This window comes from Candidatus Sodalis sp. SoCistrobi (genome assembly GCF_900143145.1).
Lineage (GTDB): Bacteria > Pseudomonadota > Gammaproteobacteria > Enterobacterales > Enterobacteriaceae > SoCistrobi.
The window spans coordinates 1-19,736 of record NZ_FRDB01000022.1 but is presented as its reverse complement, the minus strand read 5'-3'; the positions used below and the strand labels follow the sequence as shown (position 1 = coordinate 19,736).

The 19,736-nt window shown below is 57.2% G+C and carries 18 protein-coding genes and 3 pseudogenes; 6 read left to right on the top strand and 15 right to left on the bottom strand.

The genetic code is table 11. The features are described 5' to 3' along the window. From CINSTRO3249_RS03025 to ggt, 3 genes are all read right to left on the bottom strand, one after another. Window positions 1-170, bottom strand: a 170-nt coding sequence (locus CINSTRO3249_RS03025; protein WP_143146885.1) for an IS1 family transposase, incomplete at its 3' end; no start/stop codon positions are given. A 714-nt stretch (window positions 171-884) separates the two neighbouring features. Next, the gene (locus CINSTRO3249_RS03020; RefSeq protein WP_074012123.1) at window positions 885-1,748 is read right to left on the bottom strand and encodes a carboxylate/amino acid/amine transporter; all 864 of its coding nucleotides are present in this window, start codon (window positions 1,746-1,748) and stop codon (window positions 885-887) included. A gap of 180 nt (window positions 1,749-1,928) precedes the next feature. After that, a complete protein-coding gene (gene ggt, locus CINSTRO3249_RS03015; RefSeq protein WP_074012122.1) occupies window positions 1,929-3,680 on the bottom strand; it encodes a gamma-glutamyltransferase in 1,752 nt (583 codons plus the stop codon). Between the two features lie 139 nt (window positions 3,681-3,819). Between ggt and CINSTRO3249_RS03010 the strand changes: the two genes are divergently transcribed. Then, window positions 3,820-4,092, top strand: coding sequence for a DUF2756 domain-containing protein (locus tag CINSTRO3249_RS03010; protein ID WP_125933104.1), 273 nt, complete (start codon window positions 3,820-3,822; stop codon window positions 4,090-4,092). A 205-nt stretch (window positions 4,093-4,297) separates the two neighbouring features. Here CINSTRO3249_RS03010 and CINSTRO3249_RS03000 read toward each other — a convergent pair. The 5 genes and pseudogenes from CINSTRO3249_RS03000 to ugpB all read right to left on the bottom strand — a co-directional run bounded on the left by CINSTRO3249_RS03000 (window position 4,298) and on the right by ugpB (window position 9,320). Continuing rightward, window positions 4,298-5,030, bottom strand: a pseudogene (locus tag CINSTRO3249_RS03000) (glycerophosphoryl diester phosphodiesterase). After that, window positions 5,027-6,227: pseudogene (locus CINSTRO3249_RS02995) on the bottom strand (sn-glycerol-3-phosphate import ATP-binding protein UgpC). The pseudogenes CINSTRO3249_RS03000 and CINSTRO3249_RS02995 overlap by 4 nt, the downstream one beginning before the upstream one ends. A 6-nt stretch (window positions 6,228-6,233) precedes the next feature. Continuing rightward, entirely contained in the window at window positions 6,234-7,055 is an 822-nt protein-coding gene (gene ugpE, locus CINSTRO3249_RS02990; RefSeq protein WP_074012118.1) for a sn-glycerol-3-phosphate ABC transporter permease UgpE, read from the bottom strand. Next, window positions 7,052-7,939, bottom strand: a complete 888-nt coding sequence (ugpA, locus tag CINSTRO3249_RS02985) for a sn-glycerol-3-phosphate ABC transporter permease UgpA (RefSeq protein ID WP_074012125.1) — start codon at window positions 7,937-7,939, stop codon at window positions 7,052-7,054. Before ugpA ends, ugpE begins: the two co-directional genes overlap by 4 nt. A gap of 58 nt (window positions 7,940-7,997) precedes the next feature. Continuing rightward, window positions 7,998-9,320 carry a sn-glycerol-3-phosphate ABC transporter substrate-binding protein UgpB gene (ugpB, locus tag CINSTRO3249_RS02980; protein WP_074012117.1) on the bottom strand — a complete coding sequence of 441 codons (1,323 nt, stop codon included), beginning with the start codon at window positions 9,318-9,320 and terminating at the stop codon, window positions 7,998-8,000. Between the two features lie 236 nt (window positions 9,321-9,556). Between ugpB and panM the strand changes: the two genes are divergently transcribed. Continuing rightward, complete coding sequence (gene panM, locus CINSTRO3249_RS02975) at window positions 9,557-9,955, top strand: aspartate 1-decarboxylase autocleavage activator PanM (protein WP_074012116.1); 399 nt, start codon at window positions 9,557-9,559, stop codon at window positions 9,953-9,955. Window positions 9,956-10,107: 152 nt separating this feature from the next. Here the strand turns inward: panM and rpoH are convergent, their stop codons facing one another. From rpoH to ftsY, 4 genes are all read right to left on the bottom strand, one after another. Next, complete coding sequence (gene rpoH, locus CINSTRO3249_RS02970; RefSeq protein ID WP_074012115.1) at window positions 10,108-10,965, bottom strand: RNA polymerase sigma factor RpoH; 858 nt, start codon at window positions 10,963-10,965, stop codon at window positions 10,108-10,110. A 157-nt stretch (window positions 10,966-11,122) separates the two neighbouring features. Beyond that, complete coding sequence (ftsX, locus tag CINSTRO3249_RS02965) at window positions 11,123-12,139, bottom strand: permease-like cell division protein FtsX (protein ID WP_074012114.1); 1,017 nt, start codon at window positions 12,137-12,139, stop codon at window positions 11,123-11,125. Next, window positions 12,129-12,797 (bottom strand): cell division ATP-binding protein FtsE, encoded by a 669-nt coding sequence (gene ftsE, locus CINSTRO3249_RS02960; protein ID WP_074012113.1) that lies wholly within the window; start codon window positions 12,795-12,797, stop codon window positions 12,129-12,131. The genes ftsX and ftsE overlap by 11 nt, the downstream gene beginning before the upstream one ends. Before the next feature lie 6 nt (window positions 12,798-12,803). Further along, entirely contained in the window at window positions 12,804-14,594 is a 1,791-nt protein-coding gene (gene ftsY, locus CINSTRO3249_RS02955) for a signal recognition particle-docking protein FtsY (protein ID WP_074012112.1), read from the bottom strand. A gap of 228 nt (window positions 14,595-14,822) precedes the next feature. Between ftsY and rsmD the strand changes: the two are divergent. After that, window positions 14,823-15,444, top strand: a pseudogene (rsmD, locus tag CINSTRO3249_RS02950) (16S rRNA (guanine(966)-N(2))-methyltransferase). Beyond that, window positions 15,434-15,721: a DUF1145 family protein gene (locus CINSTRO3249_RS02945; RefSeq protein ID WP_125933105.1), complete on the top strand. Its 288-nt coding sequence runs from the start codon at window positions 15,434-15,436 to the stop codon at window positions 15,719-15,721. Before rsmD ends, CINSTRO3249_RS02945 begins: the two are co-directional and overlap by 11 nt. A gap of 74 nt (window positions 15,722-15,795) precedes the next feature. Here the strand turns inward: CINSTRO3249_RS02945 and CINSTRO3249_RS02940 are convergent, their stop codons facing one another. Beyond that, window positions 15,796-16,116, bottom strand: a complete 321-nt coding sequence (locus tag CINSTRO3249_RS02940) for a DUF1820 family protein (protein WP_074012110.1) — start codon at window positions 16,114-16,116, stop codon at window positions 15,796-15,798. Between the two features lie 206 nt (window positions 16,117-16,322). Between CINSTRO3249_RS02940 and CINSTRO3249_RS02935 the strand changes: the two genes are divergently transcribed. Then, a complete protein-coding gene (locus CINSTRO3249_RS02935) occupies window positions 16,323-16,949 on the top strand; it encodes a lysoplasmalogenase (RefSeq protein WP_074012109.1) in 627 nt (208 codons plus the stop codon). Window positions 16,950-16,975: 26 nt separating this feature from the next. Here CINSTRO3249_RS02935 and tusA read toward each other — a convergent pair whose 3' ends face one another. Next, the gene (gene tusA / locus CINSTRO3249_RS02930) at window positions 16,976-17,230 is read right to left on the bottom strand and encodes a sulfurtransferase TusA (RefSeq protein WP_074012108.1); all 255 of its coding nucleotides are present in this window, start codon (window positions 17,228-17,230) and stop codon (window positions 16,976-16,978) included. 195 nt (window positions 17,231-17,425) lie between these two features. On the opposite strand from tusA, the gene CINSTRO3249_RS02925 reads away from it, so the two are divergent. Next, the gene (locus tag CINSTRO3249_RS02925; RefSeq protein ID WP_074012124.1) at window positions 17,426-18,091 is read left to right on the top strand and encodes a 7-cyano-7-deazaguanine/7-aminomethyl-7-deazaguanine transporter; all 666 of its coding nucleotides are present in this window, start codon (window positions 17,426-17,428) and stop codon (window positions 18,089-18,091) included. Between the two features lie 285 nt (window positions 18,092-18,376). On the opposite strand, the gene CINSTRO3249_RS02920 is transcribed toward CINSTRO3249_RS02925, so the two are convergent. Beyond that, the coding region (locus CINSTRO3249_RS02920) for a flagellar biosynthesis protein FlhF (RefSeq protein WP_254304262.1) at window positions 18,377-19,736 on the bottom strand (1,360 nt) is incomplete at its 5' end.

Below are 19,736 nucleotides of genomic sequence, written 5' to 3'. Positions count from 1 at the left end.
TCAACGATCTGCTCTTTAACTCCCGGCTTTCGCGCTTCATAGCGGTAGGTAAGCTGGAATACACGGTGACAGCACTGACACCGGAAGCGTTCGCGCTTAGTTGGACTAAGGCCATGTCGATAAATTTTATCTGAATGGCAGCGAGGACAATGAACAGAAACTGTAACCACGTGGAAACCTCAAATAGAGGCAGAATATCACAAAAGTCAACTATTTGAAGGCATTACCCTTTCCCACTGCCAAACACCAAAGCAGGTTTTAATGTGCTGTTTTTTTCACTCTAGCTTTACGGTATTAAGCGGGATGTAAAAGCCCAATGGCATCAAATCATCCGATGCCTTATTGACTTATTCATATTACCAATGACATGAATAGCCTCGGCGTGTCCCAGCGACTATTATCGTGACTCGGTTGATACCGTTCCGCCGGGAATGAGAAAAAATAAAATCAAGCCTCAGCAATACCGGCATCTTTGCGCATAATAGCCTGGGCCCCATGTCTCATGCTGATTACCAACGTTAGCGATATTACCTTTTACCCCCAGATTCATTACCATGATGGAATCACTCTCCGTGCGGCAAGGTCATTACGTCTCGCTAAATTTTAAGACGGCTCATATTCTCTGTTTTATACGACGCAATAGCTTTTTATAAATAAGGTCAATGTATAGCAGCATTATCTCAACCAGAATAAAAATAGAATAAGCATTATAATGTAACGGCATATAATTTACGTTCTATCCGTTAAATACCTTAATTACCGCCTGAGGCAAACGCCCTTTAGATAGGCAGCGCAGCCCGACCAGCGGCGTTCGGGCAAGCAGCGAACGCCGGTACGGCGAGGTTTCAGATAAGGTAGGCTGAACTACCGTGATAGGTCACCCATCACGCGTTTCCCCCCGTCGACACCACCCAACGCCGATGTACCCATAGCGAGGCCATAATCACCGCTCCACCAATGATAAAACTCGGCCAGTGCGGTTGCTGCTGCCAGATAGCCAGATTCACCAGCAAGCCCGCCGGCACATGGACATTATTCATGATGCCCAGCGTACCGGCATCCACTTGGGTAGCGCCATAGTTCCACATGAAATAACCCGGGGCGGATGCGCCAACCCCCAGCCAAATGAGCACGCCCCATTGCAGCGACGTGGTGGGCAATTTCTGCGCGTTCCCGAATAACCCCCAGGCGATCGCGGCCACCAGAAACGCCCCCAGGTAAAACCAGGAGAACGCCGAATGCTGCGGCATCGGCCAGACTTCCATCAGACGCTTGTATCCCACCATGCCTATGGCAAAACAGATATTTGCCGCCTGCACCAACAGCAATCCCCATAAGAAATGCTGACTCAGATGGTCATAACGGATAATCGCCGCGCCGGCCACCGCCAGCAGTGCGCTGCCCAAATAGCCCCAGCGCAAACGCTGACCGCGCAACACATCGTAGATAAGCGTGATATACAGCGGCGTCAACACCGTAAACAGCAAAAATTCCTGTACGGTTAAATAAAGATAGGCCTGATAACTAAACAAATACATGATGCCAAGCTGACAGGCACCCGTCGCCATATAGGCTAGCAATTGCCGTGGGGGATAGCCGCGCCAGCGGAGAAACGGCAAAAAGACCAGCGCCGCCAGCGCCAGGCGTATCAATACCGCAAAGGTACTGTCCACTTGGCCTGCAAGATATTCGCCAATCAAACTAAAGGAAAAAGCCCACAGAATGGTGGTGATAATCAACAACAACACGTGGCGTCATCTCGGGAAAATAAAAAAGCCAGTGTAACCGAAAGCGGTGAGGGAGAATATGGCAATCGGGTTGACAAATGTACATATATCAACCACCTCATTCCCTTTCATCGTGGTGTTGATGCCCGTAGACGGCATTATCTGTGTAACCGCTTTCGCTTGCTCCCTTGCGGGTTAGGGTCAATAGCCGGCCGTCAAATCATCTGGTGTCCGCGGATCCGAGGCGCCGGCCAGCGTGCCGTCCGGCAGGCGCATAATACTCTGGGTACTGCCCATTACCGGTTTTATCGCCACATGTTGCCCTTTTTCCCGCAGCAGGCGCAGTGTATCGGGGCTAAACCCCTTTTCCAGACGTAGCTCATCGGGCATCCACTGTTGATGAAATCGGGGCGCCGCTGTGGCTTCGGCGATGTTCATCTTGAAATCAATGGTGTTCACCAGAATCTGTAGCACGGTGGTAATGATATGGCTGCCGCCCGGACTGCCGGTCACCAGCCAGATTTTACCGTCTTTGACGACCAGAGTCGGCGACATGGAGGAAAGGGGACGCTTACGCGGCGCGATAGCGTTCGCGTCACCGCCGACCAGGCCAAAGATATTGGGCGTGCCGGGTTTGGCGGAAAAATCATCCATTTCATTGTTGAGCAAAATACCGCTGTTGCCGGCCATGATACCGCTGCCAAAGTAGGTGTTGAGCGTATAGGTGACGGCTACCGCGAAACCGTTTTTATCGACGACCGAGTAGTGGGTGGTTTGATCGCTTTCATAGGGCTGTAATTGCCCCGGCCGTATGGAGGACGACGGTCGGGCGTGATTCAGGTCGATACGCTGCGCCAGCGATTTGGCATAAGCTTTGCTGGTCAGGGCCGCTACCGGAACTGAGACAAAATCCGGATCGCCCAGATAGCGCGACCGGTCGGCATAGGCATACTTCATTGCTTCTGACATGACCTGCAACGCGTTGGCGCTACCGGCCCCCATTTTTGCTAAATCAATGTTTTCTAAAATATTTAGTATCTGGATAATGTGAATGCCGCCAGAGGACGGCGGCGGCATTGAATAAATCTGGTATCCACGGTAGCTGCCCACCACCGGCCGGCGCTCCACAGCCCGATATTCGGCCAGATCCTGGCGATTAATTAGGCCGCCGCGCCGGCGCATTTCCGCGCTAATCTCGCCGGCGATGTCGCCGTGGTAAAATGCCCGTGGCCCCTGCCGGGCGATAAGCGTCAGACTATGGGCCAGCTGCGGCTGCCGCAGCGTTTCTCCCACCGCGTAAGGCTGCCCGTTGGCTTTAAAAAAAACGGCGCGACTGTTGGCATAATGAATGACATTTTCCCGACCATAGTGGGCCAAGTCCCCCGCCAGCGCCTGATTGACGGTGAAACCCTTTTCCGCCAGGCGAATCGCCGGCCGCATGACCTGCGCCAAATCCATTGAACCGTAACGGCTGAGCGCCAGCGTCAGACCCGCTACGGTGCCGGGCGTACCGGACGCCAGCGGGCTGGTGAGGGAAAGCCGGCTATCGGCATTGCCATCGGCGCCGATAAACATGTTGCGTGAGGCGCCTTGCGGCGCCATCTCGCGAAAATCAATCGCCGTCGTGTGGCCGGCAGGCGTGCGCAGCAACATGAAGCCGCCGCCGCCCAGATTACCGGCCTGGAGATGCGTGACCGCCAGCGCGAACCCCACCGCCACCGCCGCATCTACCGCATTCCCGCCCTGGCGCAGGATAACCACCCCAACCTCGGTCGCCGTTTTATCCACGCTCGCGACCATGCCGTGAGGCGCGGTAACCGGATGAAAAATATCATTTTCAACACCGTAGGAAAGCGGTGCCACACTTTGTGGCCACGCGGCTGGCGTGGCCGAGGCCCATAACATTAGCGCCGCAAGCCAGATGTTCAGGCGCAGCAGGGAAGATAACCTCATAATGACTAACGTACAAAATGATGAGCTAATCATTAGTACGTTACCAATATCCCTTCTCTTTACCACCCATCATTGGCCGAACACCGGCATATTGCGCGTTTAAGGTGTAAAATCAGTAAGTGGATCACGACAGGAGAGCATGATGAAAACGTATCCGGTGATGCGGGGTTGGCTGATTTCGCTTATGTTGACCGCGCCGCTGGCGCTGGCCGCGACCAAGCCGCGACCGCCGGTGGATCCGCCAAATCGGGCGGAGCAACAATTGCAGAATCATATGGACAATCGCGCCCAACAGCAGAAATCACAGTTTCAACAACAACAACAGCGGCAGCAAACCCAACAGCAGCGTCAGCAATTACAGCAGCAGTTGGAAACCAATCAGCAACGCACCCGGCAAAAACAACCTCAATAGCCGGGTACACTGGCCGGAGCGAACGCGCGGCGCATAAGGGCTGCGCCCCCGTTTCAGGCGTTGGCGAGCTCAGCGTCACTCAGGTCAATGCGGTCAGGATAGCGGGTGCCACATCCGGTCGACGGCGTGCAGGCTGGCACGGCGCATCAGGGCTGCGCCCCCGCCTCAGCCGTTGGCGAGGTCAGCGTCACTCAGGCCAATGCGGTCAGGATAGCGGGTGCCACACCCGGGCGACGGCGTGCAGGCTGGCACGGCGCAAAAGGGCTGCGCCCCCGTCTAGGGCGCTGGCGAGCTCAGCGTCAATCAGGTCGATGCGGTCGGTACAGAGGGAGTCAACGCCCCAGCCTAATAAGGTGCGGGCGCGGTAAGGACTGTTAACGGTCCAGGCCAGAATATGCAGCCCGCTGGCTTTAATCGCCTCGACCCGGTCCTCCGTCAATGCCTCATGCTGCAGGTGCAAAGCCCGACACGACAATTGACGTGTCAGCGTATCCCAGTCGTCGCGCCATTCTTCCAGCAGCAGCCCGCGCGGCAGCTCCGGCGCCGCCTGGAATGCGGCCGGTTTCATCCTCAACACCGGTGGTGGGTTTGATTTCGATGTTGACAGCCAGCCCGTGCTGCCGGCAACGTTCCGCCACCGACGACAATAGCGGCAGCCGCTCACCGCGAAAGGCCACATCGAACCATTCACCGGCCTCAATCTGCGACAGGGTAGACCATGCTAAGTGGCCGGCGATGCCGCTGCCTTGGCTGGTTCGTTCAAGCGTATCGTCGTGCAAAAGAAAAATTTGACCATCGGCGGACAGCTTGGCATCCACTTCAATCATCTGCTGACCATAGCGGGCACCGGTATCGATGGCGGCAAGCGTATTTTCCGGCGCCAGCGATCCTCCGCCACGGTGGGCAACGATGGTCGGATAAGGCCATTCTCTGGTCATAATTCCACCCGGGTTCCACTTTGCAAGTCGAAATAGTGCCATGCGTCGGCCGGACAATGCAAATGCAGTGTCGCGCCGGGCGCCGGGAGATCGTCATGGGCCAGACGCACAACCATGGCACAGCCTTCCCAATGGCCATGAGCCAGATTATCGGCGCCCAGCCGCTCAAGTGTAGCCACCTCCAGGCGGCACGGGACACCTGCGTGTCGCGCTGGCGCCTGACCGTTGATGCCCCCCGTTGTCGGCGTAAGCGCCACCGGCTCAACGGCCGCAGCGGGTAATTGCGCCTTAACGGACATCGTGCCCACCCTCACCGCCGCTGAGGTTGGCTCGTCACCGATCATGCGCAGAACGTGTTCCGGGCGAATGCCGGCGGTTAGCGCACGGTCGGCCCAGTCGGCGCGAGCAACGGGCAACGCCAACGCCGGCCCGTTATCCAGCCGCAGCCAGCGCCCATCGGCGCTGACACGTCCAGGCAGTAAATTCATGGCCGGCGAGCCCATAAAGCCGGCGACGAACAGCGTTGCCGGCCTGCGGTAAATGTCCGTCGGCGTGCCGATTTGTTCTACCCGGCCCCGATTAAGCACTACCACCCGCTCGGCCAGCGTCATGGCCTCGACCTGATCGTGAGTGACATAAAGACTGGTGGTCTTTAACCGGCGATGCAATTGCTGCAATTCCAAGCGCATTTGCGTGCGCAGCTTCGCATCCAGATTGGAAAGCGGCTCATCGAATAAAAACACGTCTGGTTCACGTACCAGGGCACGCCCCATCGCCACCCGCTGCCGCTGGCCGCCGGAAAGCTCTCGCGGTTTGCGGTACAAGAGCGGCGCCAGCTCCAATATGTCAGCCACCTGCTCCACCGCATGTCGAATTTGCTGTTTCCCGAGACCGCGGATCTTCAATCCGTAAGCCATGTTGTCGAACACGCTCATGTGCGGATACAACGCATAATTTTGAAATACCATGGCGATCCCGCGGCTCGCAACCGGTGATGCGTTTGTCGCCGATATAAATATCGCCGGCCGTCACGCTCTCCAGCCCGGCCACCAGGCGTAACAGAGTGGACTTGCCGCAGCCGGAAGGCCCGACCAGCACGATGAATTCACCGTCCGCCACCGTTAAATCCAGCGGCGCAATAATGGTGGTTTTACCGTCGTAGCTTTTAACGACCTGCTGTAATCGTAAACTCGCCATAATGCGTTATTTCTCGCTATCTACCAGGCCGCGTACGAACGCACGCTGCATGACTAAAACAATCGCCACCGGCGCAATCAGGGTTAACAGCATCGCCGCCATGACCTGATTCCATTGCGTGGTGCCGTCACCGCTGGCTATCATGCTTTGGATGCCCGCAACCGCCGTGCCGAGCGAAGCGTCGTTAATGATCAATAGCGGCCAGAGATACTGATTCCAGCCATAAATAAAGGTGATCACAAACAGCGCCGCCAGATTGGTTTTTGACAGCGGCAGCAGGATATCCCACAAAAAGCGCAGCGGGCCGGCGCCGTCGATGCGCGCCGCTTCAAGCAGCTCATGAGGCACGGTCATGAAGAATTCGGACGCCATCAACGGCAGCGTCAGCCCGGTATAGCTGTCCAGCATATGTAAATGGGCAATCACATCGACCGTGGGAAAAATCCGCACCTCAACCGGCAGCATCAGCGTCATGAAAATCAGCCAAAACGCCAAATTACGCAGCGGAAACCGGAAATAAACGATAGCGAAGGCGGACAATAGCGATACGGTAATTTTACCGACGGTAATACCCAGCGCCATGATCAGACTGTTTAACAACAGGCGGCTAAAAGGTGCACTCTGGCCACTGACACCCTGCGACCATACTTGATGCAGGTTTTCCCACAGGTGGCCGCCGGGCAGCAGGCGCAGCGGCACTTGAAACACCTGCTGTGCGTCCAGTGACGCCGCCACCAGCGCCACATATAACGGAAACAGGATCACCGCGACGCCTGCCAGCAAGAGACCATGGCTGAAGATATCCAGCCCGCGCCGCTGTTCAATCATTGATAGCGCACCTTACGCTCGATAAAGCGAAATTGGATAATGGTCAATACGATCACCAGCAGCATTAACACCACCGACTGCGCCGCGGAGCTGGCCAGATCCAACCCGGTGAAGCCTTCGCGGTAGATTTTGTAAATCAAGGTGGTGGTGGACTGAACCGGGCCGCCGGCGGTGGCGGCGTCTATCACCGGAAACGTATCGAAAAAGGCATAGACCAGATTCACCACCAGCAAAAAGAAACTCACCGGCGATATCAGCGGCAATGCCAGCTGGAAGAAACGCCGGACCGGGCCGGCGCCGTCTATGGCCGCCGCCTCGACCAGAGAACGCGGGATGGATTGCAGCGCGGCTAGGAAAAACAAGAAGTTATAGCTAATTTGTTTCCACACCGCGATCATCACCACCAACAGCATCGCCTGACCGGCGTGGCGGGCATGATTCCATTCATAGCCAAGACCGTTAAGCCAATAGCTGATGAGCCCGAAACCGGGACTAAACAGAAACAGCCAAAGTACCGCCGCCACGGCCGGTGCGACCGCATATGGCAAGAGCAACAGCGTTTGGTAAAACCGCTTCGCGCGCAGCACATGATCCACCAGGGCGGCAAACAGCAACGCTAACAGCAGTCCACACGCCGTCACCAGTCCGCTAAATACCAGCGTGGTGCCGAAGGAGGCCAGATAAGCGGGATCGGCGATTAAGCGGCGGAAATTATCCAGACCGGCAAATCCCCCGATCAGGCCGAACGGATCGACGTCCTGCAGCGAATACCACAGCGCCTTACCGGCCGGCCAAAGAAAAAACACCCCGGTCACCGCCAGCTGCGGCAGGACCAGCAGCCAGGGCAATGCCCGGTGGGAAAAGCCGCGATGGCTGGCGGTCATCATGCCCCCTCCTTCAGCGTCCGGCACGCCCGCGCGACAACGGCGCGGGCGACGACGTTTAGCGTGTGGATTGCTCGAAACCGCGCAGTAACTGGTCGCCGCGCACCACCGCATTATCCAAGGCCTGTTTAGGGGTGGCCTGACCGCTCCACACGCGCTCCAGCTCCTCATCGACCACGGTGCGGATCTGCGGCATATTGCCCAAACGCATTCCTTTGGTAAACGGCAGCGGCGGTTTGTTCATCATTTGACGAATCGCGATATCGGCGCCGGGATGTTGGTCGTAGTAGCCTTGTTGCTTGCTCAACGTATATCCGGCGGTAGTAACCGGCAGATAACCGGTTTGCTGATGCCATTCGGCGACGATGTCCGGTTCGGCCAGGAATTGCAGGAATTGGGCGACACCCTTATAGGTTTCCGCGCTCTTGCCGGCCATCACCCACAGGCTGGCGCCGCCTATCATCGCGTTTTGCGGCGCGCCTTTTACATCGGCGTCATACGGCATCATGCCAACGCCATAATTGAATTTGGCGTACTGGCGCACGGTCGACAACGAACCCGAAGAACCAATGGCCATACCGCATTCGCCGCCGTAAAACTTCGCCATATAGGCGTCATCGCGGCCGAAATAGCCGGCGCTGCCGTTCTTGAGCATATCCGCCAGCAATTGGACGTGTTTAGTCTGTACCGGCCCGTTGAACACCAGCCGGGCATCGGTGCCGGCAAACCCGTTGTCTTGTGTCGCAACCGGTAAGCCATGCCAGGCGCTGAAGTTTTCAATATGGATCCAGCCTTGGTAGCCGCCGTTGGCATAGCCGCAGGCCAGACCAGCTTCGCGCAGCTTAACCGCGTCCGCCGCCAGCTGCTGCCAGGTTTGCGGCGGCTGTTCGGGGTTCAGCCCCGCCCGTTTGAAGGCGTCCTTATTGTAATACAGCACCGGCGTAGAACTGTTGAACGGCTGGGAGATCAGATGGCCGGTTTTACTGTCGCTGTAGTAGCCCAGTACCGCCGGCACAAAGGCGGATTCATCATTAGTCATGCCGGCGGCGCTAAACACTTGATAAACCGGTTTAATGGCGTGGCTGGCCATCATGGTGGCGGTACCCACCTCGTACACTTGCAGGATAGCCGGCGCATTGCCGGTGCGCCAGGCGGCGATGCCGGCCGCCAGCTCTTGCGGGTAAGCCCCCTTGTACACCGGCACGATGCGATAATCCGCATGCGTCTGGTTAAAACGGGTAGCCAGGCTCTCCACCTCTTTTCCCAGCTCACCTTCCATGGCGTGCCAGAAAGGAATTTCCGTCACCGCCCAGGCGCTTTGACTCACAACCCACATCAGCGCGGCGCAAAGCGACGCGGTACGGATAAAGGGGTTTACCATGCCGTTCTCCTGAAACCTGTAGTCATTAACGGCCTGTAACATGACATGCGAAGATGACAGAAAAATAACATCGGGGTGACAGCGCTATGACGCAGCGTCAAGCGACCGTTTTATAACGAAAGCTATGCCAGCGTCAGGATATCGCGCGGTAAACGACGGTAATTGCGTTATACTGTCGTCGCCGGTCTTCGCCTGTCTCTGCGGATCGGGATAACGGTAACGCCTGTAAGGAACCCATGAAACTGACGATCGAACGGCTGACGGTATTAAGCCCCCAGGATAAGCTTGATCTGGTAAAGATTTGGCCTGCCGTGGATATCGACGCGCTGCAACAGCAACTTACCGACTCCAATGTGCTGTTCGCCGCGCGCTTCAACGATCGGCTGCTGGGCGCGGTGCAGGTGGAGATTGACGCCGCCTGGGGAGAGGGGCGGCTGATGGGGTTATGCGTGCGGCCTGAAACCCGGCGGCGGGGCGTGGGTCTGTATTTATTGGCTGAAACCCGCCGCCAGATGCCCGATATTGTCTCTTGGTGGCTTAGCAATCAACAACCGCTGGAAGATGCCACCCTGCTGGGAAAATTCTTGTCCGCCTGCGGCTTCTCTGAAGAGCCTGACGGCTGGCATCTCCGTTAACGGCTCGCGCCCCGATCGGCCACCGGACACCATCATGATGCCGCGCTGAAAACGCAACAGCCGGTGAACGATCACCGGCTGTGATAGGCGCCTGCGGCTCAGGCAGTGCGCATGATGAACTGCCCATGCGGCGGAACATCGCCGCACGGCCGTCAGGCTTCGATCGCCAGACGCATTTTCTTCATGGCGTTTTTTTCAAGCTGGCGCACGCGCTCGGCGGAAACGCCGTATCGGTCGGCCAGCTCCTGCAGCGTACTTTTGTTATCGTCATCCAGCCAGCGCGCCCGGATAATGTCCTGGCTACGCTCATCGAGACCTTCCAGCGCCGCACTCAGCTTATCGGCGGCGTGATCGTCCCAATTATCCTCTTCAATATCGTCGGCAAAGTCGGACGACTTATCCTGTAGATACAGCATTGGCGCCATTGACTGCCCTTCACGGCCGTCGTCTTCCGGCGTCGGATCGAACGTCATATCCTGCGCGGCCATACGGGACTCCATTTCACGGACGTCCTTGCTGGTCACGCCTAGCTCTTTGGCCACCATTTCCACTTCGTCCTGGTTAAACCAGCCCAAACGCTGCTTGGTTTTACGCAGGTTGAAGAACAGCTTGCGCTGCGCCTTGGTGGTCGCCACTTTCACAATACGCCAATTGCGCAGCACGTATTCGTGGATTTCCGCCTTGATCCAGTGAACCGCAAACGACACCAGCCGCACGCCCACTTCTGGATTGAATCGGCGAACCGCTTTCATCAGGCCGATGTTACCTTCCTGAATCAGGTCAGCCTGAGGCAGGCCGTAGCCGGAATAGTTACGCGCAATATGAACAACAAAGCGCAGGTGAGACAGGATCAGCTGCTTGGCCGCCTCCAGATCGCCCTGATAATGCAGCCGTTCAGCCAGCGCCCGCTCTTCCTCCGCCGTAAGCATCGGATAGGCATTGGCGGCCCTGACATAGGCTTCCAGACTGCCCTGGGGAACATAGGCTAAAACTTGCATATCTTTGATCATTCATGACCTCTCGCTAAAAACGTGGACGCCGTTCCACAGAAAGCCCGCACCAGGACGCGACCCCCTGCCATTGAACGGCCGATAATAAGACCGCGATCCCGTCGGTGAGTTCAGCAACCGCGGTACTTTGTCCCGATCTCATTATATCAAAAAAATGTTAGTCAGGTGTAAACCGGCGTAAATGTTGTACCGTCGCCAGCCAAGCCGCAAGCCAGCCAATCATGGCCGAAATCAGCAGCAGCAGGATAGCCTCATCCCAGCTCAGGCCGTGCAGCACGAACGTGGTGCCAAACACCGCCGCCACATTCGCCACCACCGATTCAAGCTGCCAGACCAGCGTGCCGGACAACACCAGCGATAGCACCGCGCCGCACAGCCCCAGCAACGCCCCGCCGTTGAGAAACGGCCGCAGGATAAACCCGTCGGTGGCGCCGATCAATTTCATGACGTTGATGGTGTCGCGCCGGCTGAAAATACTCAGCCGAATGCTGTTGCCGATAACCAGGAAGACCGCAATGACCATCAGAATGCCTATCATGGCGGACACCTTGCCGACCAGACCGGTCAGAGCCGCCAGGCGGGCGAACCAGCTATCGTCCATCCGCACCTCGTCCACACCCTGCGTGGCGGCGACCCGGTCGCGCAGCGTCTTAAGCGTGTCGGCGCTCTGGAAATTGACCTTTGGCGTGATGATAGCCACCGCCGGCAGCGGATTTTCCTCCAGCATATCCATGGCGCCACCAAAACCGGACCAGTTGCGGAACTCGCCCATCGCCTCTTCACGCGAAAGATAGTTGACTTTAGCGACGCCGTCCTCCTGTTTGAGCACGCCTATCACCTTCAGTGCAGCGTCGTCATCCAGCACTTTATCCAGATACACCGTCAGCTGCGGCGTCGGGTACCACTGCTCCGCCGCCTGGCTGACGTTTTTCCATACCAAATAGCATAAACTGGGCAACGTCAATGAAATGGCAATCACCATGACGGTCAGCAGCGTGGCCAGCGGCTGGCGCCACATATCCGCCAGCGTATCCAGCCAGGCATAGCGCCACTGCTGCTTCCAGCCACCGCGCAGCGCCCGGGATTTCGCCGCTTTCGCCTCCCCCGCCGTTTGCGCGCGCGGCGGTTTTGCCGGCTTGTTGGCGCGATTGGGCCGGTTGAATTTATTCGCCATGGACGCCCCCGGTCATTCTTCCTTGATTGAGCGTGAAGATGCGGTAATTCCGGCGCGCTATCAGTCCGGTGTCATGGGTCGCCATCAGCACCGTTACGCCGACGCGGTTGAATTCCTCAAACAGACGCAATATGCCCTCGGACAGCGCGTCGTCCAAATTACCCGTCGGCTCGTCCGCCAGCAGCACGGTCGGCTTATTAACCACGGCGCGAGCGATACCGATACGCTGCTGCTCCCCGCCTGATAATTGCACCGGAAAATTGCGCGCTTTGTCCAGCAGGCCGACTTTATCCAGCGCCGCCGATACCCGGCGACGGATGTCTTCCAGACTGGCGCCGGCAATCACCAGCGGCATCGCGACATTGTCATAAACGGTACGGTCCATGAGCAGATGATGATCTTGAAAGATCATCCCGATCTGACGGCGCAGAAACGGAACTTCGCTGTTTTTCAGCCGACTGATATCGTGACCGCCAAATAAGATATGTCCCGCGCTCGGGCGCTCAATGCCGCATATCAGCTTTAGCAGGGTACTTTTTCCCGCCCCGGAATGGCCGGTCAGAAACGCCATCTCGGCCGGACGGAGGTGAAAATCCACCCCCTGCAATGCCTGTCGTCCGCCAAGATAGGCTTTGCTGACTTGTTCAAAGCGAATCATCCTTTATTAATCCTCTCGGGCAAAAAGTGCCTCTATAAAATCGTCGGCTTTAAAGGGCCGCAAATCCTCAATAGCTTCCCCGACGCCAATATAGCGAATCGGGATGCCGAAGCGGTCTGCCACGGCAAAAATGACCCCGCCTTTAGCGGTGCCGTCTAATTTGGTCAGCGCAATGCCGGTCAGTCCCACCGCCTCATTGAACAAGTTGGCCTGGCTGACTGCATTCTGCCCGGTGCTGGCATCAAGGGTCAGCATAACCTCATGGGGGGCCTCAACGTCCAGCTTTTTCATCACCCGGACAATTTTCTTTAATTCGTCCATCAGGTGCGCTTTATTCTGCAGCCGCCCCGCGGTATCCGCTATCAACACATCAATACCGCGCGCTTTGGCCGCCTGAATAGCGTCGAAAATGACCGAGGCGGAATCGGCGCCGGTCTGTTGCGCTATCACCGGAATATGGTTGCGCTCGCCCCACACCTGCAGCTGTTCCACCGCCGCCGCACGGAACGTATCCCCCGCCGCCAGCATCACGCTTTTGCCTTCAGCCTGATAAAGACGCGCCAGTTTACCGATGGTGGTGGTTTTCCCCACACCGTTAACGCCAACCATCAGGATAACGAAGGGTGCCTTGCCCGTCACCTCCAGCGGTCGCTCGACATTGGCGAGGATAGCCGCCATTTCCGCCCGCAGATGGCTGTACAGCGCTTCAGCGTCCTTCAAGTGGCGGCGATCGGCATGGGCAATTAAACCATCAATTATTTTGCGGGTGGTTTCGACGCCCACGTCGGCGACGATCAGTTGCTCTTCCAATTCCTCGAACAGATCATCATCGATTTTCTTGCCGCGAAACAATCCGATAAATCCGGATCCCAGGTTCTGCCGGGTCTTGACCAAACTGTTTTTCAAGCGGGCAAAAAAACCCGCGCGCTCGGGGGCCGGCGGCTCGCCGTCTGGCGTCGGGCGCGGGACGATGTCCTCCTCCGGGGCAACGTCCGCGGCCAGCGTCAATGCCGCACTGGCATCCTGACGGTTTTCCACCGCCGCGTCGACGATAGGGTCAGGCGTGGCGGCGGCGTCGATTGCGCCCGGCGCGGTGGCGTCATCTTTCGCAGACGGCGCGCCGGCGTCAGGCTCGGGCGGGACCGCAGCAGAAGCGCTGCCGGTCACCGACTTGCGTTCGCTGGCGGCGACGTTGTCCTGCCGCGCCGCGACCTGCTCGGTAAGAGAAACGATTTCCGCCGCCATATTCTGCGCGTCGAGCTCCCGGACGGGGGCGGTCGGCACCGGTTCGTCAGCCGCCGGAAGCCTGTTAGCAGCGGGGGTTTCCGCGTCCACCGGCGAGAGTGTCTTTGCTTCTGCAGCGGGACTTTCCGCTTGCGCAGGTGGCGTTGACATCGAATCAACGGCACGACCCTGCCCTTGCGCAGGCGGCGTTGACATCGGATCAGCGGCAGGAACCTGCCCTTGCGCAGGCGGCGTTGACATCGGATAAGCGGCGCGACCCTGCCCTTGCGCAGGCGGCGTTGGCATCGGATCAACGGCGGCGCTCGGCCCTTGCGCAGGGGGCGCCGGGGGACGATCCGCGTCCGGTCTTTTCACCTGCGCCTGGGGTAAGGCTGGCTCGACAGCTTCCGCCGCCTCATCATGCGCTGCGGTGGCGGCAACTGGCGTGTCGGTTTCGCCTCCGGCGCCCGAGGCGTCGGTCTCCCGTTCAGCTTGCGGCTGGCTGCCTGCGTCATCGTCCTGACGGTTAAAGCCTAACCAGGAAAAGAAACCGCGTTTTTTCTCTTTTGCCATTTGCGACTACACTCCTCGCCCAACAAGGTGGCGAATAAATAACCTATCTGATAATACTCAGAGTTTACCACTTTACCCCGGCGGGCAACATGCGTTGCGGCGGGGTTTTGTTCCACAGGACAAATGAAATGCGAAATACCGTTTCCCACGTCCCTCCGCCCCGCTAGAATAGACTATCGTTGACATTCGTTGTGGTCTTTGCGCGCTTTGACTCGTAACAAGATATCTATGGCAAAAAACACTACAGCCCGCTCCGCCGGCCAAATCCGTATCATCGGCGGCCGTTGGCGCGGCCGTAAGCTGCCGGTGCCAGACAGTCCGGGCTTGCGTCCCACCACCGACCGCGTGCGGGAAACGCTGTTCAATTGGCTGGCGCCGGTCATCCAGGGCGCGCGCTGCCTGGATTGTTTCGCCGGCAGTGGCGCTTTGGGGCTGGAGGCACTGTCGCGCGCCGCCGCCAGCGTCACGCTGTTGGAGCAAGATCGCGCGGTCAGCGCACAGCTTAGCCGGAACCTGCAGGTGTTGCAGACGCAGCAGGCGCAGCAGGCGCAGCAGGCGCAGGTCATCACCGCCGACAGCCTGCGCTGGCGCGCAACCGGGCGACGCTTTCGATGTCGTCTTCATCGATCCCCCTTTTCGTCACGGGATGATAACCGCTACGGTGGCCGCGCTGGAGCAGCACCGGCGTTTGGCGGACGACGCCTGGATTTACATTGAAACCGAAACGGAAGGCCCCGCCCCCGAGGTGCCGGCCCATTGGCAACTACATCGGGAAAAGATCGCCGGGCAAGTCGCCTACCGGCTCTATATCCGTCACGCTACGCCGGAGAAGCAACATGATACTGATTAACCTGGGCCGCCTGTTGATGCTGATGGTGTGGGGTTTTTTGCTGTTCAACCTGATACAGCCGTTTCCGAAGCCGCTGAAATATTTTCTCTATATTGGTCTGTTTTTTATGGTGGTGATGCATGCGTTGCAGCTAACGCTGCTGAAAGCCACGCTGACCAAAGACGAGGCCAAGCCTGGCGTCGCTTTTCAAGCGCGGGTTTTTCTTTTCGGCGTCTTTGAAATGGTCGCCTGGCAGAAGAAGCAGCGGGCGCAGCGCCCCGCCGGCCGCAGCCGTTGAACGCCTGTCGAACTACCGCCTGCGCAGGAATGCCCCGGCGGCCGGGATGAGGGCGCAAAGCATCCCGCCGCTGATTAGGGCTTCTTGCCGGGCAAATAGGGAAACATGGTGACGTTATCGCCCAAATCGGAGATGCGGGCGCTGCCCTTTTCGGTCACGACGTCGATGCGAATGACGGCCTGCAGCGGGATGTAGCTGCGGCTGACGCCGTTAAACTCGGTCTTCAGCTTTTCCTCGGAGGGATCGACCACCAGATTGCTGTGGCTACTGAAGACAAAATCGCCGATTTCGATAAATCCGAACAGGGGACTTTGACTCAGCTCACGGACAAATAGCTGATAATTTTTGCCATTGTTAATAAACTGAATGCGATAAATAGGCTGCTCGCTGCTCATAAACCTGCTGTCTCCCGCAATGTGTACGCATGAATTGCGCAGGAAAAAAGTGGCGCTAACATAGCATGAAGGCCGGCAACGCGCATCTGCCTCGACCGGGATGTCAACGCCAGGGCACCTAAACGCCGTCGCAAGTCGCCCTGGCCCGCTATCATCGCGGAGGTCATCGCCGATATTCAACTCACCACGCACCAAAAGGAACGCCAATGCTTTGGTCTTTTATGGCAGTAGTCTTCTCGGGATGGCTGTACGTTGATGCCTCTTACCGTGGGCCGGTCTGGCAGCGTTGGCTGCTTCAGCCCATTACGCTGCTGTTATTGCTGGCGCTGGCCTGGCAGGCGCCGGGCCTGACCGCCACCGGCTATTTGATCATCCTCGGCCTGCTGGCCACGCTCGCCGGCAGCGCGCTGCTAATGCTATCGAGCGAGCGGCTGCTTTACGCCGTCGGCGCGTTCTTTCTCTGCCATGTGCTTTATACCATCGGCTTCGCCAGCCGCATGACGTTGGCGATATTCTGGCCGCTGCCGTTGACGCTTTTGATTCTCGGCGCGGTGCTGATTATGTTGCTCTGGTCCCGACTTAACGAGTTGCGCTGGCCGGTGTGCACCTATATTGGCGTCACGCTGCTGATGGTCTGGGTGGCGGGCGAACAATATTTCCTGCTCGGCAACGACTATACCTTCTCGCTACTGGCGGGAACCGCTTTGCTGCTGGCGGCGGCGGCCGTCTGGTTAATCAGTCACTACCGCTATCCGTTCAATGCTTCCCGCGCGGTGTTCGCCGCCTGCTACTTCGCCGGCCATTTTTTAATAGTGCGCTCGCTGTATCTTTGACCTTTTGCCCGTGCGGGCGGATGCGTTCAGGCCGCCGCCCGCCCTTTACGCAACAGGTAACGGTAAGGCAGCTGTTCCGTGGCCTGCGCCAGCAAGGTATGCTCCATAAACCGGCAAAAGCCGGGGATATCGCGGGTGGTGGCCGGATCGTCGGCGATAATCAGCAATGTCTGGCCCTCGGTCATATGGCGCACGGCTTTACGCACCATCATGACGGGTTCGGGGCAGCGCAGGCCGCGAGCGTCCAGGGTGTGATCCGCGGCGGCAAAAGCATCAGGCATACAGGATATCCACCTTTATCGTTAAAAGCGTCGGGCCGCTAGTTTACGCCGGTGAACGACAGCTGCAAGCGGGGCAACGGTTAAACGATTCTCCCGTTGCATTGACGGCACAAAAAGGTATCATGCGCGCCGCGCGCGGAAAAAAGCGTCCGGCATTCTGGGTTCCCTCACCCCATGGTTAAAAAAGGTTACATCATGTTCAGATTTTCGCCACGACAGCGGTTGCACGCCTTGATAGGGCTGGCGCTGTTTCATTTACTGATTATTACTTCCAGTAATTACCTGGTGCAGCTGCCGGTATCGATTTTCGGCTTTACCACCACCTGGGGCGCCTTCAGCTTTCCTTTTATTTTCCTCGCCACCGACTTGACGGTGCGGATTTTCGGCGCCCCGCTGGCGCGCAGGATCATTCTCACCGTCATGGTGCCCGCGCTGCTGATTTCCTATTGCGTGTCATCGCTGTTTTATCAGGGTGAATGGCAGGGATTTGCCGCGCTGGGAACCTTCAACCTGTTCGTGGCCCGTATCGCCTGCGCCAGTTTTATGGCCTATGCCCTCGGTCAGATTCTGGATGTACACGTTTTCAACCGGTTGCGCCAGCGCGGCCGGTGGTGGATCGTGCCGACCGTGTCCACGCTGTTTGGCAATGCCTCCGATACGGCGGCCTTTTTCTTCATCGCCTTCTATCAAAGCCCCGATCCGTTTATGGCGGCGCACTGGGTCGAGATAGCCACGGTGGATTATAGCTTTAAACTGCTGATCAGCATGATTTTCTTCCTGCCGATGTATGGCGTGCTGCTCAACATGCTGCTTAAACGCATCGCCCGTCAGTCCAATCCCGGATTACTCCGGCTGAGTTAATCCTGCCATTGCGCTAAACTCTGCCAATGCTTGTTCGCCGGCGATTCCGTCAACGCTTACCCGCCGTTGTCCGGCGCAAGCGTACCCCCTGGCGGGACGCTATCACAAGCTTCGCTTAAAAAAACGCAGCCTGCGGCAGGGAATGCTATGTTTTTAGTGTTAATCCCGCCGGTCAGTGCATTTCAAGGCGCAGGAATAACGGGCAGACGGCGCCCCCTCGCTGCCGCTTGTGGCAGCGTCATCTGCTGATGGGATCCACCGCCTAAAGGCATAGGTATCTACACATCAGGGAGGAGGCTTAAGAGCAACTCTCGCTAAATGAGTAAGTTCTTCCAGACTATATTCCGATAATAATTTTAGTGTATTCAACAAGATGGATAGGCCAGCGAGCAGAGCAGGAGCGCTCTCTCTGCGGCCTCGCTTTTGCTGTCGTCCTGACAAGCGACATATCAGCTGGCGGGCTGCCGCATTTTCTTCTCCTTCAGCGCGTTGCAGCCGCCATACCAGAACAGCAGCCATACTGGCTATTAACAACCTGCGTAGTACGGCTGGCGCGCTGCGCTGAAGCCATGTTTCTACGTCATGTCCGGCACCTTTCAGCAACTTAAAAAATGATTCAATATTCCAGCGCCAGTAATACCAACGAGCTACTTCCTCGCAGGTGATCTCGCTGCAAACGTTTGTAAGCAGCGTCCAGCGTCCCACCACATTACCGAGATCATCCGTAAGCCGAACAACAACCAATCTGACCGTCAGAGGCTCTCCAGGTTGGATTTTTATGCGGCGGCCGGTTTCTTTATCTTTACGCTTCTGCTGCGCAGCTCGGGTTATGACTATCGAGGTTTCACTGATTTCCATATCAGCTTTTTTCCCTTTCCAGTCTACCTGTCCGCATCCGTTGTATGGCAGAAGAGCAGCAATCTCACCAATTTTCAATGAATTACCTTGCCACTCTGCACCATGTCCTTCTTTTCCTCGGATAAGCCAGCATATTCCTTGAGTACTCAACGTCCGCATATGTCCAATAGAGTCACCCTCTCTATCAATTATATGAATCAGCTTTTTACCTATATTAAGCGATTCCACACGGGCAATATCGGTCGTCAAGGCGTCCATATGTGTCTGCCGTTCGGACAGTCCTTCCGCCAACGTTGAATGACAACCGGTTGCATCGGTAAGTGTCTGAGATAGAGGCGCTATTGGCAAACCCGTGCCAGCATCAACCAGCAAGCTGCTTTGAAGTTCATATCCAACATCGCCACCGTGCGTCATTTTTAAGCGTCCGTATTTGGCATGATGGTAAAGAAATTGTAAACGTGACCAATCATGAACAACGAGAGCGTATGGATGCGGGCTAAGCGAAATTTGCTCAAGTGCTAGCGAAATAATTGGCTCATTGAGTTGACTGAAGCTAATTCGCTTATTATTCAGAAAACGCCAGACAGCTTGGGTAGTTGCGAAAGTTGATTTTTGAGCACTTGCGAGGTCTTTAACCGCAGAAGCAAGAAGAGCCGCGGGCGTCATATGCTGTTTAACCAGCGTCTGATATCGGCGGGTAAGGCGAGAGTCAATCCCGCCAACAGATAGGTTGAAATCATTCTGCAAAGTAATAACAGGTATCACGATAAATGTGTAGATACCTATG